Origin of the sequence: Paenarthrobacter sp. PAE-2, assembly GCF_026013155.1 — a bacterium.
GTDB classification, from domain to species: Bacteria; Actinomycetota; Actinomycetes; order Actinomycetales; family Micrococcaceae; genus Arthrobacter; species Arthrobacter ureafaciens.
In genome coordinates this window covers 1-16,404 of sequence record NZ_JAPDNV010000057.1, presented here as the reverse complement: position 1 = coordinate 16,404, position 16,404 = coordinate 1, and the positions used below count along the sequence as shown (strand labels likewise).

At 63.7% G+C, this 16,404-nt stretch carries 21 protein-coding genes and 1 pseudogene; 8 read left to right on the top strand and 14 right to left on the bottom strand.

All coding sequences use genetic code 11. The features are described 5' to 3' along the window. Positions 1 to 106: 106 nt before the first annotated feature. Complete coding sequence (locus tag OCL88_RS19875; protein ID WP_264963670.1) at positions 107 to 841, bottom strand: ankyrin repeat domain-containing protein; 735 nt, start codon at positions 839 to 841, stop codon at positions 107 to 109. Between the two features lie 9 nt (positions 842 to 850). Next, positions 851 to 1,447: a GlcG/HbpS family heme-binding protein gene (locus tag OCL88_RS19870; protein ID WP_264963669.1), complete on the bottom strand. Its 597-nt coding sequence runs from the start codon at positions 1,445 to 1,447 to the stop codon at positions 851 to 853. A gap of 185 nt (positions 1,448 to 1,632) precedes the next feature. On the opposite strand from OCL88_RS19870, the gene OCL88_RS19865 reads away from it, so the two are divergent. The 5 genes from OCL88_RS19865 to OCL88_RS19845 all read left to right on the top strand — a co-directional run bounded on the left by OCL88_RS19865 (position 1,633) and on the right by OCL88_RS19845 (position 5,952). Then, entirely contained in the window at positions 1,633 to 2,889 is a 1,257-nt protein-coding gene (locus tag OCL88_RS19865; RefSeq protein ID WP_264963668.1) for a sensor histidine kinase, read from the top strand. After that, entirely contained in the window at positions 2,886 to 3,512 is a 627-nt protein-coding gene (locus OCL88_RS19860) for a response regulator (protein WP_069696073.1), read from the top strand. Before OCL88_RS19865 ends, OCL88_RS19860 begins: the two co-directional genes overlap by 4 nt. A gap of 54 nt (positions 3,513 to 3,566) precedes the next feature. Beyond that, positions 3,567 to 4,133, top strand: a complete 567-nt coding sequence (locus OCL88_RS19855) for an HdeD family acid-resistance protein (protein WP_021471101.1) — start codon at positions 3,567 to 3,569, stop codon at positions 4,131 to 4,133. An 82-nt stretch (positions 4,134 to 4,215) separates the two neighbouring features. Then, on the top strand, positions 4,216 to 5,022 hold the full coding sequence (locus OCL88_RS19850) for an exodeoxyribonuclease III (protein ID WP_031216106.1): 807 nt from the start codon (positions 4,216 to 4,218) through the stop codon (positions 5,020 to 5,022). Between the two features lie 33 nt (positions 5,023 to 5,055). Next, a complete protein-coding gene (locus tag OCL88_RS19845) occupies positions 5,056 to 5,952 on the top strand; it encodes a hypothetical protein (protein WP_264963667.1) in 897 nt (298 codons plus the stop codon). 71 nt (positions 5,953 to 6,023) lie between these two features. Here OCL88_RS19845 and OCL88_RS19840 read toward each other — a convergent pair whose 3' ends face one another. The 5 genes from OCL88_RS19840 to OCL88_RS19820 all read right to left on the bottom strand — a co-directional run bounded on the left by OCL88_RS19840 (position 6,024) and on the right by OCL88_RS19820 (position 10,785). Further along, positions 6,024 to 7,076 carry a LacI family DNA-binding transcriptional regulator gene (locus tag OCL88_RS19840; RefSeq protein ID WP_021471104.1) on the bottom strand — a complete coding sequence of 351 codons (1,053 nt, stop codon included), beginning with the start codon at positions 7,074 to 7,076 and terminating at the stop codon, positions 6,024 to 6,026. Positions 7,077 to 7,227: 151 nt separating this feature from the next. Further along, positions 7,228 to 7,503, bottom strand: coding sequence for a hypothetical protein (locus OCL88_RS19835; protein ID WP_205680089.1), 276 nt, complete (start codon positions 7,501 to 7,503; stop codon positions 7,228 to 7,230). Beyond that, positions 7,500 to 8,384, bottom strand: coding sequence for a carbohydrate ABC transporter permease (locus OCL88_RS19830; protein ID WP_021471106.1), 885 nt, complete (start codon positions 8,382 to 8,384; stop codon positions 7,500 to 7,502). Before OCL88_RS19830 ends, OCL88_RS19835 begins: the two co-directional genes overlap by 4 nt. A gap of 1 nt (position 8,385) precedes the next feature. Continuing rightward, positions 8,386 to 9,405 carry a carbohydrate ABC transporter permease gene (locus tag OCL88_RS19825; protein WP_410868807.1) on the bottom strand — a complete coding sequence of 340 codons (1,020 nt, stop codon included), beginning with the start codon at positions 9,403 to 9,405 and terminating at the stop codon, positions 8,386 to 8,388. A gap of 84 nt (positions 9,406 to 9,489) precedes the next feature. Next, the gene (locus OCL88_RS19820) at positions 9,490 to 10,785 is read right to left on the bottom strand and encodes an ABC transporter substrate-binding protein (protein WP_166187817.1); all 1,296 of its coding nucleotides are present in this window, start codon (positions 10,783 to 10,785) and stop codon (positions 9,490 to 9,492) included. A gap of 256 nt (positions 10,786 to 11,041) precedes the next feature. On the opposite strand from OCL88_RS19820, the gene OCL88_RS19815 reads away from it, so the two are divergent. After that, positions 11,042 to 11,446: a helix-turn-helix domain-containing protein gene (locus tag OCL88_RS19815; protein ID WP_031216108.1), complete on the top strand. Its 405-nt coding sequence runs from the start codon at positions 11,042 to 11,044 to the stop codon at positions 11,444 to 11,446. Between the two features lie 27 nt (positions 11,447 to 11,473). Here the strand turns inward: OCL88_RS19815 and OCL88_RS19810 are convergent, their stop codons facing one another. From OCL88_RS19810 to OCL88_RS19780, 7 genes are all read right to left on the bottom strand, one after another. Further along, entirely contained in the window at positions 11,474 to 12,181 is a 708-nt protein-coding gene (locus OCL88_RS19810; protein WP_264963666.1) for a DNA alkylation repair protein, read from the bottom strand. A 96-nt stretch (positions 12,182 to 12,277) separates the two neighbouring features. Beyond that, positions 12,278 to 12,892: a hypothetical protein gene (locus OCL88_RS19805; RefSeq protein ID WP_201434117.1), complete on the bottom strand. Its 615-nt coding sequence runs from the start codon at positions 12,890 to 12,892 to the stop codon at positions 12,278 to 12,280. Continuing rightward, positions 12,889 to 13,536 (bottom strand): DUF6286 domain-containing protein, encoded by a 648-nt coding sequence (locus OCL88_RS19800; RefSeq protein ID WP_410868810.1) that lies wholly within the window; start codon positions 13,534 to 13,536, stop codon positions 12,889 to 12,891. Before OCL88_RS19800 ends, OCL88_RS19805 begins: the two co-directional genes overlap by 4 nt. Continuing rightward, positions 13,533 to 13,913, bottom strand: a complete 381-nt coding sequence (locus OCL88_RS19795; RefSeq protein ID WP_264963665.1) for a hypothetical protein — start codon at positions 13,911 to 13,913, stop codon at positions 13,533 to 13,535. The genes OCL88_RS19800 and OCL88_RS19795 overlap by 4 nt, the downstream gene beginning before the upstream one ends. Then, complete coding sequence (locus OCL88_RS19790) at positions 13,910 to 14,101, bottom strand: DUF2273 domain-containing protein (RefSeq protein WP_021471114.1); 192 nt, start codon at positions 14,099 to 14,101, stop codon at positions 13,910 to 13,912. The genes OCL88_RS19795 and OCL88_RS19790 overlap by 4 nt, the downstream gene beginning before the upstream one ends. Further along, the gene (locus tag OCL88_RS19785) at positions 14,098 to 14,523 is read right to left on the bottom strand and encodes an Asp23/Gls24 family envelope stress response protein (RefSeq protein ID WP_052474348.1); all 426 of its coding nucleotides are present in this window, start codon (positions 14,521 to 14,523) and stop codon (positions 14,098 to 14,100) included. The genes OCL88_RS19790 and OCL88_RS19785 overlap by 4 nt, the downstream gene beginning before the upstream one ends. Positions 14,524 to 14,666: 143 nt before the next feature. After that, positions 14,667 to 15,188 carry a hypothetical protein gene (locus tag OCL88_RS19780; protein WP_264963664.1) on the bottom strand — a complete coding sequence of 174 codons (522 nt, stop codon included), beginning with the start codon at positions 15,186 to 15,188 and terminating at the stop codon, positions 14,667 to 14,669. A 176-nt stretch (positions 15,189 to 15,364) separates the two neighbouring features. On the opposite strand from OCL88_RS19780, the gene OCL88_RS19775 reads away from it, so the two are divergent. Both OCL88_RS19775 and OCL88_RS19770 read left to right on the top strand, forming a co-directional pair. Further along, positions 15,365 to 16,045, top strand: coding sequence for a DUF6318 family protein (locus OCL88_RS19775; protein ID WP_264963663.1), 681 nt, complete (start codon positions 15,365 to 15,367; stop codon positions 16,043 to 16,045). After that, positions 16,029 to 16,404, top strand: a pseudogene (locus OCL88_RS19770) (hypothetical protein); the annotation flags it as partial. The gene OCL88_RS19775 and the pseudogene OCL88_RS19770, both read left to right, overlap by 17 nt.

The window sequence follows — 16,404 nt, the reverse complement described above, 5'->3', positions numbered from 1 at the left end:
AAGTGTCTACGAAGTCATGAGACATGAAGTGTCTACAAGGTCCTGAGACATGACAGACGTTCAAAATGCGCTCTACTGCGACCCAGTTGGGCGGTTCCGGATTACGTCAGCGGTCCCGGATCAGTTCAGCGATCTCCTTGAACCCCAGCCGCTCAGCGTTTTGCAGGGCAGTCCGGCCCTCCGGATCGCGGATGTCCGGGTCTGCTCCGGCCTCAAGGAGTTGCCGCACGACGTCCTGTTGCCCCGGCCCGCCGTTATTGAGCAGGACCGCTTCCTGCATGGCAGTCCAGCCCAGGTTGTTCACGTGGTTCACCGGAACGCCCGCGGCGATCAGGATCCGCACCGTCTCCGTATGCCCGTGCTCGCTGGCGGGGATCAGCGCCGTTCCGCCATACCGGTTGGTGCTGCGGACGTCCGCTCCGGCTTCCAAGGTCAGCTGCAGGACCTCGTTGAACCCTTCCGCACCGGCGTACAGGAACGCCGAGTCCTGGATTGCGTCCTTGGCGTTCACGTTGCCGCCAGCAGCGATCAGCTCGCGAACCCGGACGGGATCGTTGGCTTTCGCGGCAAGGATCAGCTGGCGGTCGGTTTCCATCTGTGCCTCCGCGGACAGGGTTGGCGGTTTCGCCGGGGCAGCAGCCGACGACGCCGGGTCCGCACTTGCGCTCGACGGCCCGGCTTGTGTCGGGGCTGCTTGGGAGGCAGTCGGCGAGGCGGTCGCCGTCGGGCTTGTCGGTTCAGGTGGCGCAGTCGGGGCGCAGCCGGCGACGAGCCCGGCAATCAGCACCGTCGTCATCAGCACGGTTCCACCAGCCCGGCCGCGCCCGTTCCTCGCACCCATGCTCCGAGGCTACTTCGCGGCCGCGGCCAGCGCATCGGCTCCTGCGGTTGCGCAGGCTTCGTCGAGGGCGCCATCGGGAGCGCCCCCGACGCCGATGCCCGCCACCGAGGCACCGTTCACCTTGAGCGGCACACCCCCGGCCAGGAAGAGGGTGCCGGGAAGGTCTGCGATGGACGGACCGTTGCCGTTGACGCGCTTGGCCAGTTCACTGGTGGGCGCACCGAACGCAGCGGCCGTGTAGGCCTTCTGCTTGGCTGCTTCGATGGTGTGCTCGGCGGCGTTGTCACCGCGGAGGAGGGCTTGGACGGTCCCGAAGCGGTCCACCAAAGCCACGGTCACGAACGGCAGTTTGTCCGCCTGGCATTTGGCGAGCGCCGCAGTGACTGCCTTGCTCGAAGCGCCCACGGTGATGCGGTTCTGTGCGACCACATTCTCCGGGGCAGGCTGGACATCGGCCGGCACCTTCGCGGCCGCGTTCGCCGACGCAGCTGGGGCGCCATTCACCGGCGCAGCGGGGGCGACGGCGTTGGCCACAGCGGTGACACCGCCGGTGAGCAGCAACGCTCCGGCAGCAGCAGTGGCGATCATCTTGTTCGACTTCTTCATGGTTCTCCTCAGGTCGGCCAATGGGTACCCCTCCATGGTTCCCGGGGTCAACCGACGCCCACATCGGCCGGCCGCCGCTCGCACGATCAGCCTTTTGGGCGGACGTGTCAGCCAAAAGGTGGAGAGACCAGCGGGGGCGCGGGATCTAGCATGGAAAGAGCGCCCTCAACACACCAGGAACTCCCATGAAACCCGCCCGTCCCAGGCCCGACACCACGCCTCCGGCCCCGCTCCAGGGGGATGGCCGGATCGATGTTGTGGTGCATTGCGGGTTCGCTGTGCTCATGGTGGCCTCGGGGGTCCGCTACGTCATGCGCCACTCCCCCGCGGACAACCTCTGGACCATGGCTCTGGCGGGTGCGGTCTGCGTCCTCTACGCAGCCACGGCACTCCTCGCCCGCCGCGCCAACGCCTACCGCCCGGCCGCCCGCCGCCCGGGGACGCAACCCACACCATGGCTCCCGTGGACCGTGGCTCTGCTCGCAGCGTGGGCAGTGCTCGTAGTGGTCGCCCCCAGCTTCGCCTGGTGTTCCTTCGCAATCTTCTTCCTCGGCAGAAGCGCCCTCAGCGGCTGGCCCGCATATGTGGCGGGCGGCGTGACCGCGGCCGCAACCGCCGTCGGGCTTTTCCGGATGAGTGACTGGACCGACGTCGCCATGGTCCTGGGTCCGCTGGCCGCCGCTGCGCTACTCACGCTGATTTACGACAAGATCGAACGCGATGCCGCACTGCAACGCCGGCTCCTGGCTGATGTCTCACAGGCGCAGGAACAACTCGCGGCCAGTGAGCGCGCTGCGGGGATTGCCGCCGAGCGGGAACGGGTTTCCCGCGAAATCCATGACACCGTGACGCAGGGGCTGGCCAGCAGTTTACTCCTCCTTGAGGCCGCGCAACGATCCTGGCCCGAGGCGTCGGCCAGGGATGATCTGTTCAAAGCCACGGACCTCTTGCGCCGCAATCTTGCGGATACGCGCAGCCTGGTCCATGAACTGTCGGTGCCTGGCCTCGAGACTGGCCCCTTGGCGGAAGCGCTGGAGCATGCGGCCCGGCAGTATGTGGAGCCGATTGCCGTGCACGTCACCGGGGACCCCCGCCCCGTCCCGCCGGAGGTCCGGCACACCCTGTTGCGCATCACCCAGAGCGCGGCAGCGAACATCAAACTCCACGCCGCCGCGCGGAACGCGAGCATCACACTGGGTTACTTGCCGGACGCGGTCACCCTGGACGTGTACGACGACGGTCGCGGCTTTGTTCCCGCAGCGGTGCCTCCCCCGTCGGCGGCCGGAGGGTACGGCTTGCGGGCCATGCGGCAGCGTGTTCACCGGTTGGGCGGAGAATTGTCCGTGGAAAGCAGTCCCGGGGAGGGCACCATCATCGCCGCGCAGTTGCCACTGCCCGGATCCAGCACCGGTTCCAACTCCGAGACAAAGGGATCGCCATGACCACCATCTCCGTGCTCCTCGTGGACGATCACACCGTGGTCCGGAGCGGGCTCAAGGCGCTGCTGGGCACCCAACCGGACATCGCCGTCGTCGCCGAAGCCGCTTCCGGCGAGGAAGCGCTTATTGCCGCGGCAGAGTATTCTCCCGACGTTGTGTTGATGGACCTCGCGATGGGTCCGGGCATGGACGGCATCGAGGCCATCAAGCAGTTGCGCGAACGCCGCCCCCGGCAGGCGATCATCGTCTTCACCACCTACGATTCCGACGCCGACATCGTCAGGTCCGTGGACGCCGGCGCGATGGGCTATTTGCTCAAGGACGCAGCCCCGGATGAGATTTTCTCCGCGGTGCGCGGCGCGGTCCTGGGCAAGAGCGTCATGAGCGCTCCGGTGGCATCGCGGCTCTTCCAGCAGCTCCGCAACCCCGATGAAGTCCTCACGCCGCGGGAAGCCGAGCTGCTCAGCCTCCTCACCCAGGGACTCAGCAACCGCGATCTTGGCAAGCGCCTCTTCATCTCCGAGGCCACCGTCAAGACCCACTTGGCGCACATTTACGCAAAGCTCGGAGTGGACACACGGGCGGCAGCCATCGCCACGGCCATACGCCGGGAAGGGATGCGCTGAAATTCCCGGCTTCTCCCTATACCTCCTGCGGTGAGCCGGGATTAAACTGACGCTATGTCGGAGGCCGTTGGTCGCAAGATGTTCAAGCATTCCGGTACGGCTTTGCTGTTCCGGGGAGTCCTTGCCGTGCTGTTTGGCCTCCTGGTGGCGGCGCTGCCGGTGGCCACGGTCTTCGCGCTTATTTTCGTGTTCGCAATATTCGCCATTACGGACGGCCTCACCAACATCGCGCACTACTTCTACGATCCGTCGCGCCATTCCCGCTGGACCATGGTGGGCGGCTTCATTTCCATCGCCGCAGGCATTGTGGCGCTGGCGTGGCCGGGAATGACCGCCGCTGCGCTCGGAGTGCTGATCGGGCTGTGGGCTTTGGTCCTTGGACTCTCGGAAATTGTCCTGGCCTTCGCCGCGAGGAACTCCGTGAACGGCTGGCCCGTGTGGTTGCTGACCGGCGTGGTCACTGCCCTCTTCGGCCTGCTGGTACTGGTCAATCCTGGTCTCGGTTTCCTGGGCATGGTGGGCATGTTGGCCGCCTTCGCAGTGGTTGCCGGACTGCTCTTGATTGTCTGCGGTTTCAAGATGCGCCGGGGCTCCACCAGCCCCCTGATCTACGCGCACTGACCTCCACCCGCCGCAGCGTCCCCGCAGTAGCAATCCTCCGGTTGGGGATGCACTCTGCGCCAAGTTCGGTAAGTTAGTGGCTGTGAAGATAGCTACCTGGAACGTGAACTCCCTCCGCGCCCGCGCCGACCGCGTTGAAGCCTGGCTTGAGCGCAGCGACTGCGATGTCCTGGCCATCCAGGAAACCAAATGCAAGGACGACAACTTCCCGTGGGAGCTGTTCGAACGCATGGGCTACGAGGTAGCGCACTTCGGCGTCAACCAGTGGAACGGCGTCGCCATCGCCTCGCGCGTCGGCCTGGAAGACGTCGAGCGGACCTTCGTGGACCAACCGGCCTTCGGCAAGGCCGGTAAGGATCCCGCCCAGGAAGCCCGTGCCATCGCAGCTACCTGTGCCGGCATGCGCATCTGGAGCTTGTACGTCCCCAACGGCCGCTCCCTGGACGACGAACACATGCCTTACAAGATCAAGTGGCTCGAGGTCCTCCGTGGCCAGGCGGCTGAATGGGTCCAGGCTGATCCGAACGCCCAGATCGCCCTCATGGGCGACTGGAACATCGCGCCCTTCGACGAGGACGTGTGGGACATCCAACTGTTCCGCGACAACAACTTCACCCACGTCAGCGAACCGGAGCGGGCAGCGTTCCACGCCTTCGAGACCGCAGGCTTCACCGACGTCGTCCGCCCCTACACCCCCGGCCCGGGCGTCTACACCTATTGGGACTACACCCAGCTGCGCTTCCCCAAGAAGGAAGGCATGCGGATCGACTTCTGCCTCGCCTCGGCACCGTTGGCCGCCCGCGTCACAGGTGCCTCCATTGATCGTGAAGAGCGCAAGGGCAAGGGCGCCTCGGACCACGCACCCGTGATCGTGGAACTCGCAGACTAGGCACCGAACCGGACAAGAAAGGGGCTGGCTGACATGGGTGGAAAGCTGTACCGAGGCCAGGCCGGCCTGCCCTTCTCTTCCTCCCTCCGCATCTACGAACCCCTCGAGGCATTTCCGCCCGAACAGCAACGCCAACTCGTCGCCGACGGTGACCGCATAGGTTCCAGGGCCGCCGTCGAGAATGCGGAGCTGCAGGCGTCCCTGGGGCGCATCACGCGTTCCGGTGGCGACCCCTTCCCTACCGGCCGAACGGACCTCGTGCGTATGACGCGGGTTCCGGGCGGGCGGCATGCCGCCCCCGGTCCGGGACAGGAAGAAGCAGCGCACGACGCCGGACGCCTCCTTTACTGCCCCAGCCAGCTGGTGATTCGGGCCGGTTTGGCAGCGAATGCCTTGATGGACGGCGTTCACGGACCGTTGGCTGATCTCCTCATCCCGGTTTCCCAGCGGGACAAACACCAGCAGCGGATCGACCGCATCAACGCAGGCGACGATGCTAAACGGGTGCATACGCGGGCTTCCACGTGGGGGATCCCCTTCAGCTGGTTCTCCCTGTTCGCCGAATCGGACCGCAAGGAAGTGGTGGAGTCCGATGGCCATATCCAGACCGTCAGGGTGTGGACTCCCCTGACTGAGGCCTTGGACCGGGCACGTTTCGCGGTGGCCCACCTGGCTCTCGCTGCCCCGGACCTGGATATGCTGGACGATCTCACCCAGTTGACCGAATGGCTGGAGCTGTTCCACGTCCAATCCATGGTTGAACTGGATTACGGTGCCGTGGCAGACAAGGTCTATCCCGACGAGTCACCCATGGATGTTCGTCTCGGAATTGAGTGCCTCGCGGAAGGGGACATGACGGGAGCGGCTGCGGCCTACCGTCGTCTTGCCTCGCGGTGGATCCCTATCAGGCAACTGGCGCGGGCTTCGTAGTTCCCCGCGCGTCAGCGGCAAGGCGGGCCGCTCAGCGGATCGCGGGGCCGGTCAGCGGATCGCGGGGCCGGTCAGCGGCAAGGCGGGGCCGTGGTCTCCCTGATGATCAGTTCGTGCGGAGCAACCTGCGATCGGACAGCGCCGTGATGGCCGTCCAGCTCGTCCAAGAGCATCTTGGTGCCCAGTTCAGCCTGGTTGTCCGGTCTCTGGCCCACCGTCGTCAGCCCGAGTGAAGCAGAGAAGTCGTGATCGTCGATGCCGATCACGGAGAGGTCCTGCGGAACCCGGACGCCGTGCCGGTACGCCTCGAAAATAACGCCCATGGCCATCTCGTCCGAGGAGCAGAAGATCGCCGTCGGCTTGCGGCCGGGCTGATTCCAGAGGCGGGTGAACGCCTGTTGCCCACTGGCGACTGTGAAGTCACCCCACTGGTCCCATTCGGGGCGGACCTCCAGCCCGGCGTCGGACATCACTTCCTGAAAGGCCCGGATCCGCACCCGGGGAACATCGAAGTTCAAGTCCGTCTCGTCGTCGCCGTGGAGCAGGGCGATGTCCTTATGCCCCAGATCCAGAAGATGCCGCACGGCGGTGGAGGCGGCGTCGTAATCGTTGATCCCTATGTAGGGGCAGTTCTCAACGTGGCCACCCACCACCACCAGCGGGATATCCAGCTTATGAAGGTGTTCCTGTTCGTCCTCGCTCAGCGCCATGCAGAGCACCAGCAGGGCGTCGATCTGTTTGTAGACCATGGTGGAACTGAACAGCCGTTCGCGGTTGCTGCCGTGGCCGCCGAGGTTGAACAGGGAGAGGTTGTATTTCCTGGAATGCAGCTCCCTGTCCGCGCCCTCGATCGCTTTCGAGAAGAACCAGCGGCTCACGAACGGCGCCAGCACACCGATGGTGCGGGTCCGCCCGGTAGCCAGGCCCGACGCCGAGGACGATGCCACATATCCCAGGGAAGCCGCGACATCCAGGATCTTTTCGCGTGTTGCCGGAGACACCCGCGGCAGCCCCCGGACGGCCCGGGAAACGGTCGCTGTCGAGACCCCCGCGGCCGCCGCGACATCCTCGATGCTGACCCCCGTATGACCGCCACGCTGGGACCGTTCGTTAGTTTTTGCCACTTTAGCCCCCTCAAAGGTGCATGCCGAAGGCCGAGGGCTCCTTCCCGAACGGCGCGTTAAAGCCTATCTGTCCCGGGAGCCCTTCTTCATTTCGCGCAGGGATTGTTTCGACCCGCTGTTAAGTTGAGGTGCCGCCTTGTTGCGGGGGGCCTCAGCTGAGGCGACGTGAAGTCCTTTCAGGGAGTTTGCGGCGGAGCCTGATCATGCCCCACAGCGCGAGTACCGTGGCCAGGAGGCCCAAGGCCCAACCCAAAGCGGGCTGGGCCGTGACTTCCATATAGATGGTGACTGCCAGGAGAACCAGCGCCCAGAAGCCAAGGAGTCCGATGATGATGTCGAAGTCCTCCCCGGAGCGCACGCGCTTTGTGTGGGGATCGACCTTCCGGGCTGCGGCGGCTTGCTGGCGTCGGCTTGCTGAGCTGCTCACTTCACTGCACCTGCCGTCAGGCCGGCGACGATCTTGCGTTGGAACACCAGCACCAGGATGACCAAAGGAATGGTGACGATGGTGCCGGCTGCCATGATCGCGGTGTACGGCTCCTGTTGTGGCTGGGAACCTGCGAAGTAGGCAATGGCCACCGTAACCGTCCTGGTGTCATCGTTGGACAACTGGCTGGCAATCAGGAACTCGTTCCATGCGGAGATGAAAGCCAGGATTGCCGTGGTAAACGTGGCCGGAGCCGCGAGCGGCAGGATCACCTTGCGGAATGCCTGCCCTTGGGTGCACCCGTCGATCCGGGCCGCTTCTTCGAGCTCCCACGGCATTTCACGGAAGAACGAGGTCAGCGTGTAGACCGTCAGCGGAAGCACGAAGGAGATGTTCGGGATGATCAGCGCCTGGTAGGTGCCCATCCAGCCAATGTTCGTGAAGAGCTGGAACAGCGGGGTCACCAAAGCAACACCCGGGAACATCGAGGCACCCAGGATGAAGCCCAGCACCACGAACTTGAACCGGAAGTTCAGGCGGGCCAGCGCATAGGCTGCAAAGACGCCGACGATCAAGGCGATCAACGTAGTGACAGCACCAACAAAGAGGCTGTTGAGCAGGTTCTTGCCGAAGTGGTTGCCGAGGCTCTCGTCAAACACCGTAGCGAAGTTATCCCACGTGAAGTGTGTGAAGAAAGGCGTTGTGTCAAAAGTGAACCCAACGTCGCGGAACGCCGTGACGATCATCCAGTAGAAGGGTGCCAGGCACCAGATCAGGATGACGATTGCACTGATGTAGGTGCGGAACGATCCCCAGTTGAACGGGCGCTTCGGCCGCTCTGCAGGAGCAGTGGAAGTCCTTGAAGCTGTGGCTGTGGCCATGTCACTTTGCCTTTCCGGACGAAGAAGCGGCATCGACCGCGTTTGCCCCCAGGAATCTGACGAAGATGAAGGCGACGATGAAGATGACTATGAACGTGATGGTCGATAGCGCCGCGGCCGAATTGAACCCTTGCCGGATTTGTTGCACTACCAGGATGGAGAGTGTGGTGGTGCCGTTGGCGCCTTGGGTCATGATGGCCGGGAGGTCGTACATGCGGAGGGCGTCCAGCACGCGGAAGAGGATCGCAACCATCAGTGCGGGCTTGACCAGCGGAAGCGTGATGAGGCGGAAACGCTGCCACGTAGACGCGCCGTCCACCTTCGCTGCCTCGTAGACCTCATCCGGGATCAGTTGCAGGCCGGCAAGGATCAACAGAGCCATGAACGGAGTGGTCTTCCAAACATCCGAAATGACGATCGCCCACTTGGCAGGCCATTCCGAACCGGTCCACAGGATCTGGGTGCCGAAGAGTTTGTTGGCAATGCCCTCAAAAGCGAAGATGAAGAACCACAGCTTGGCCGTCACTGCCGTGGGGATGGCCCACGGAACCAGGACGGCTGCGCGGATGATGCTCCGGCCACGGAAAGCGCGGGCCATGATGATGGCCATCCAGAAGCCGAGGACCGTTTCGAAAGCCACCGTAACTACGGTGAAGAAGAACGTGGTGCCCATGGCGTCCCAGAACTGCGAACCCAGGGTTCCCGGAGGACAAGCCACGGCGCCACCACCGGGGGCGGTGCATTGCTGGGCCAGCCAGTGTACGTAGTTGTCGAAGCCGGCAGGGCCGCCTTCGGAGAAGAAACCCGTTGCCGGATCAAGTCCCGAGTCCTTCTGGAAGGACATGATGATGGCGTTGATGACCGGATAGATGATGACGATTGCCAGCAGTACCAGCGAGGGTGCCAGCAGCGTGTACGCCCAGCGGCCCTGGGTCACCTGCTTACGGTCGGCGCTTTCGCGCCTTGGCATCTTGTGGCCGGCATCCGCCGTCGACTGCTGTTTCTGCAATTCTGTTGACATGGCAAGACTCCTGTCAGGGAGAAGGCCGTAGCCGAGTCCGGGCGTCCGCCTGGAGGGCGAACGGCCGGACGTGGGCCCGGGTGGTTACTTGGCTCCGGCCGACTCGATTGCCGCCTGCATGTCGGAGATCGCCGAATCAACGGTCTTCTCACCCTTGAGTGCTGCGTAAGCGTTGTCCTGGACAGCCTTGGTGACGGCCGGGTAGAACGGCGTTACGGGACGCGGCACGGCGTTCTCGATGGACGTCTTCAGCACCGGCAGGTAAGGCAGCGCGGTGACAAGCTCCTGATCGTCATACAGCTTGGTCAGCACCGGGGCGAGTGAACCCTGGGTGGCGTAGAACCGCTGGGTCTCTTCGCTGGTGATGAACTTGATGAAGTCAGTAACCGTTGCCTTGTTCTTGGAGTAGACGCTCATGGCAATGTTGTGGCCACCCAGCGAGGAAGCGCCGGGGCCGTCCTTGCCGGGAAGCGGAGCCATCTTGAAGGTGTCCTTCACCGTGGAGGAACCATCAGTCTTGGCCAGGTTGTAAACGTACGGCCAGTTGCGGTGGAAGAGGAGCTTGCCGGCCTCGAATGCCTGGCGTCCCTGCTCTTCCTGGAAGGTGATGGCCTCGGTGGGGATGTTGCCGTCCTTGTAAGCCTGTACCAGGTTGTTCAGGCCTGCCTTGGCCTCGGCGGAGTTAACGGCCGCCTTGCCGGAATCGTCAACGATCTTGCCGCCGGCAGAGTTGATGGCCTCCGCAGCGTTGACCGTAAGGCCCTCGTACTTCTGGAACTGACCGGCGTAGCAACCGATGTTGTTCTGCTTGGCGATGTCGCACATCTGCATCATCTCGTCCCACGTCTTGGGCGCATTGGGCACCAAGTCGCCGCGGTAGTAGAGGATGCCGCCGTCAGAGCTTTGCGGGGCTGCGTAGAGCGTGCCGTTGTAGGTGGCGCTCTTGACCGTCGACTCCAGCATGCCGTCGGTTGAGATAGCCGTCTTGTCCTTGAGCGGCTGCAGCCAACCCTTGGCAGCAAATTCGGCTACCCAGATCAGGTCAACGCTCATGACGTCGTAGTTTGCGTTCTTTGCCTGGAAGTTCTGGACGAGATCATCGTGCTGCTGGTCAGCCTGGTCCGACTGCTCCTTGAACGTTACTTTCTCGTCCGGGTGCTCGGCGTTCCACTTTTCGATCAGGGGCCGAACAACGTTGCTGTTGTCCTTGCCTTGGACGTAGGTGATCGGCCCACGGCCGTCAAGGTTGTTGGCTGCGTCGCCGCTTGCACCGCCGCCGCCGTTGGTGCTTCCGCCCCCGCCCCCGCCGCCACATGCAGTGAGGGACATAGCCAAGACTCCGGCGATCGCTGCCGGAAGAAGGTACTTCTTCGATTTCATGCTGGGAACTCCTCAGTGAGTGGACCAGGTGATTTCCGCGGTGCGGTTGATGTGGTGAGCCTCACACTAGCGAGGTGCCCGTATCGAATGCAAGCGCTTACACCTAAGTTAATCACACTGATACCAAGCAACCTGCCTATTTAGTTTTTTGGTATCTTCCCTGGCGTGATTTAGCACCCCGGACGGCCCTTGATCCAGGCATCGAAGCGGCCCCTCGATTTGATTGCCCATGGTTGCCTATGCAACTGTGGGAAGTGTGGATGAACTCGAAGCACTGCAAACCATCGGACGACTCATCAAGGAAGAGCGGTTGGCCCAGGGGATAAGCCAGGTGCAATTGGCCAAGCAGGCCGGTACTGCCATCAAGACCGTCAGGACGCTGGAGTCGGGCACCCGCCGGACCCAGGAGATCAATCAGCGCAAGCTGGAGAACGCCCTGGGGTGGCGTGCCGGGTCGGTTTCGGAGGTCCTCAAGGGCAAATCCACCTTCGCACCGGACCAAATCACTCCCGACGACATGCGGACCACTGACGGTTCCCGGCAGGCATCCAGCCCACGGATGGCCGTTCCGGCAGCCTCAAACGCCCGGGCCTCGCACCTCTCCGACGAGGAACTCCTGGCTGAACTGACGTACCGGATGATGCAACGCAACAGGGGTTGACCCGGCAAGGGTGGCTCCCCGCGGAGGCTACAGCGACTTGCGGCGCACCATCTCGTTGATCCAAACGGGCGCAAAAGGCGACGTGCAGTTGGGCGGAGTCGGGTAGTCCTTCAGGACCTCCAGGCGTTCGCCGATGTCCAAGGCCCGGGCGCGATGCTCCGGGTGCTCGATGCCGATCTGGGCTAGACACTGGTTCATGGCCCACTGCAACCGGTCCGGAACGCCCTTCATGCGTGCCTCGATGATGTCCAAGAGACCCTCCAAATCCAGGCCTTCAGGTTTCTTGACGACGCGCTCGGAGGTCAACGCCCACCCGGCACTTGCCACCACAGGATCCGGGTCAGCGAACCAGACACTGCGGAGGTCCTCGGCGTGCGGGCTCTTCTTCACCACATAGTTCACGAGCCAGTCCTGCACCTTGGGAGTGCGGGATTCCCGCAGCATCCGGTCCAGTGCCCCGCGGTCAAAAGCCTTCGGCCGGCAGATCAACAATGCCAGCAACCGGGCCGCGGTGTCGCCGGTAGCCCATAGCTCCCGGGCAAGATCCTGTTGGGTCTTCAGCCGCTTTGCAACGGCCCGCAGTTTGCTGAGATTGACCCCGTGGTCGTCGCCGTGTTTCTCATTGACTTCGCGTTGCCTCGGTTCTTCCAGCGCAGCCAACTCCGCCATGACGTCGGACAACACCGGGGCGTCGGGAACGGTTTTAGCCGCTGTTCCAGCGGAACTCACAGCCATCGGAACCTCCTGTCTACCTGGCCGCCAGATTTAAGGGAATGCCCCCCGGTAGCACCTCACCCAGGCAACGCAGGGTAGGGCAACTTGGGGCAAGATTCAGCGCACGCGCTCAGCCTTGGTGAACTTAGCGCGCGCTCCGGAGACCATGTGGACCAGGACAGGCGTCTTCTTGCCGATCACAAGGTCCAACGCCTCAACCATCTGCGAGATCTCCGCGGCCAGAAGGTGCGGCGCAACCCCTTGCCTCGGTTGAACCCGGATGCGCAGACCAGGTTGACCCTTGTACTCGTAGGTGGCAACCGAGGCCCCGGCAAGGTCAGGCCGGTCCGACAACGCGGCCCGGAGTGCCTGCTCAGCCACGCCACCGCCGATCCGGACTTCCCCTGCAACCTGGCTGTCGTCGTCGCCGCCGGCTACCAACAGGTTGGCCCGTCCCTTGCCCTGCTGCGCAAGCCAGGCGACCATCCCCACGATCACCACAACGAGCACCAAGCCCGCGACAATCCAGAGCCAGCTCTCCTCGCGGCCGGGAAAACGCGTCCGCCGGAAGGCATCCTCAGTTCCGGCCCACACGGATCCGGCCCAGCCGTGCCACCACTCGGCGACCGCGGGAACAGTGGCCAACAGCACCAGGAGCAGGCCGATAGCCAACAATTTCGCACCAATGATGAAAAGCAGGATGCGGTTCAGGGCCCGGGGTGTTCCGTTCATGCGCCGATCACCCCCGAGGTGCCCAGGTTGACCCGGACGGCGGGCATGGGCACGGGTGACATTTCTTCCAACTCGGCTTGGACAGCGGCAAGGACGGCTTCCTCACTGACCCTGCTGCCCGACGTCGGACGCACATTAACCACCACCAGGCGCTGCGAGACCACCACCATCACTTGTTCCCGGGTGACGTTCGCTGCCAGCCGCGCACGGCGCGCCAGAGCAGAGGCCAGCACCTCATCATCAACGACGACGGCGATCCTCGGGTCCCGTAACAGGTGCCTGGCGCGTCGGCCGGGAAGAACTGCGTGGAGGAAGAAGTACAGGCCCACCATGGCGACAACTGCCCCGCCAGCGCCCAGGAGGAGTGGAGAGATGCCGGCGGGAAGGGCGATGATGCGTTCGGCTGCCGTACCGGGATCGACGAGCCAAGGCGGTTGGCCCACTGCGCGAACGCCCGCTTCCAGCAACGCGTAGACACACAGCAGAATCACCAGCACGGCTGCGATTCCCGACGCACCGGCCCTCGATGAGTGCGTTTCCCTGCGCAGGATCTGGCTCATTGTTGCGTCTTCACCGGCTACAGGCGGTGTTTCCGGAGGTTGGTTCGCCAACATGGGCGCTTCCGTTTCCTGATCCTGGGTCACTTGACCCGGCCCCCTTCCGTGACGTGGGCCCCACTGATCCTGATGTCCACACGGCTCAGCTGCGAGCCGCTGAGCCGCATGACACTGTCAAGGATGCTCGCTTTGGCGGCGACTGCCCGGTCCCAGATGGAACCGCCGAACCCTTGGACCCGCTGGGGTTGGCGAAGAACTTCGCTTAAGGCGGGGACGCTGATCGGTGCCACGATGGACAAAGCCAGCAGGCCGTCGTCGTCCGCCCAATCAGCGCGGATGTCCGACGCAGGGACGCCGAGAGCCTCGGCGGCCGCCGCCTGCGCCAACGATGTCAGAGCCTGGGTGCTGATCCGGTTGTGGCCGGCCAGGCTGGTGGTGGTGTCCACAGCCTCAGCCACGCTCATGAGGACGAGCGCCGGCCGGTGATGGCATCGAGGACGCTGCGGAGATCCAACTTGCCGTCAGCTGCGCGCCCCAGGAGGGCACCAATGCCCATGAACAGCAGCGAAATAACAAATCCCCAGAATCCGAACTGGAATGACATGAACGCCACGAAAGCGCCTATAGCGATACCCACAACTGTCATGCTCATTGGAGTACCTCCTTATCCACCGTGACCGCCTTGGCAGTGGTTGGTTTTTGTGGCGGGGCTATATAGACGTCCGTGATTTCGACGTTGACCTCTATGACCTGCAGGCCCACCAGTTCCTCGACGGCACGGTATACAGCCGCGCGTACCTGGTTGGCTACGCCGTGGAGCGGGTGCCCGTAGAGGGCCACCAGGTTGATGTCCACAGCCACTTGGGTTTCGCCCACTTCGGCGCGGACGCCGGCGGCGTGGTCCGAGCTGCCCACGGCATCACGGATGGCACCGAGCGCACGGGAGGGACCTGAGCCCAAGGAGTACACGCCCGGCACCGCGCGGGCGGCGATGCCGGCCACTTTGGCGACGGCGGCCTCGGAGATGATGGTGCGGCCCGTACCGGGAATGGCGCCCTCAGGCACGGGATTCATTTGGACGTTGTGATCGGGCACGTTGTGTTCCGGCACGCTTTGACCGGGCACGCTCTGGTCTGGCATGAGCACTCCCCTTCTCTTGGATACCACCCTAGCGCCTGCCCCCGACGCTTTGTGAGAGAAGTATGTGCGCGGCGTCGCTACTTGCAGTTCTTGTCCATCCAGAGCTCGATCGGCTTCAAAAGCTCCTCGAATTCCGGCTCCCCGAATTTGCTGAAATCACTACCTGCAGATTCCGTGTAATCACGCAGCTTTTCAAATGCCGGCTTCAATTCTCCGGGCACCTTGTCCTCCAATTGGGACAATTCCTGCCGGGCCTTCTGCAAGTCTTCGGGATTTCCACCCGCGAGTGCCGCCAACGGCAGGAGCGTCACGCTGAGCATGGTGGCGCTGACTGCCAGGCATGCCTCGGACAACGACGGGAACTGGCCGTAGTTCCCGTCCACTCCGGGGCCCGTAGCACTGGCCTCCGCAGAGGGCATAGCAGAGGGCGCGGGAGAGGGCAGGTCAGCCGCCGGCGCCGGACTGGACGCGGCAGACTCCGCGGCCGCAGGAGTTCCCTGCGGAAGGGGTAAGGGGATGGCGCACGCCCCGAGCGCCATGGCCGCTGCCACCAGAATCCCTGCCAGCGTGGACTTTCTTGAACGGCTGGTTCCGGCCATGATGCACCCCGTTTGGACTATTGCGATGACGAGCAGGCGAGGGCAAGACTACGCCCGACGCCCCGCCCTGAACAGAGTCCGAGTTATCCACATATGGGAAATCCCGCCGTGATTCCATTAGGGGCTGCTGCCTAGACTGGCCGACACTACGCCAACCTGCTTCCGGGGGATTCTGCATGCCATACCACCCAACCGATTTGTTCGCCCCTGCCCGCCTTCGCGGGGCCGGCCTCGCGCTGGCCGCGACTCTGTTGCTGACGGGCTGCCAAGGCGGCACCCCCTCCCCACCAAACACGACGACGGCGGAACCCACCTCCAGCGCTACGGCGACCGGTGCCCCTGCGCCCGCAGCTTCTGATTCCGGGTCTGCTGGCGCTCCTTCCGCAGGTGTTTACAAGCCGGCTGATGCTAAGGGCAAGGCCGAGAACGTACCGGTGCCCGTCATGCCTGACCTGGCGAAGGAGAACTCGAGGGAGGGGCTGGAGGCGTTTGTTAGGTACTGGTACGCGCAGCTGTCATACGTGGACGAAACAGGCGACATGTCCGGCTGGCTTCCGCTCTTCACACCTGACTGCAGGCTATGCATGGCCTTACAGGAGTCTGGAAACGACGGTTACAGGAACAACAGATGGCTCGAAGGAGGCCGAATCACGGTCCCAAGCGTAGAGGTTTTCTGGGTGCGAGCACCGGGCCCACAGGTAGCAACGGTGCAGGTAATTCAGGAGGAAATCAAGTACTACAACGCCGATGGAACCACTGGGCGGGAAGCCTCAGAGGCCTCCAATGACGCATTCGCGTTCTTTGCCGACTACGTAGATGACGGATGGAAAGTAGTGGACCTTGGCGTCATTGCTTAGGTGGAAATTCATCGCCGTCTGCATCGCAGCGCTCGTATTGTCCGCGGCAGCACACACTGCTTTAGGCGGCCGGGCCGCCGCAGACGACGTGTGGGCCGAAAATAACGCCGGTGACCGAGGAATAGACCTCAACGCGCGTTTCACTATGAATCCCGAAACCGGCCAGTTGGCCTCGCAGCTTTCCAGCGGAAACGGAGCCGCTGCTGCGGACGCTGATCCGAATCAGTACATGGCCGATACCCACTGCCGCGCCGACGGGCCCGACACCGTGGACCCCGGATGCCTCACCCTCGACTGCCCACCATCACCCAACGGCGCCACCGGCACACCCGTGATCTGGAAAGAAGCCCCCAAAGCCA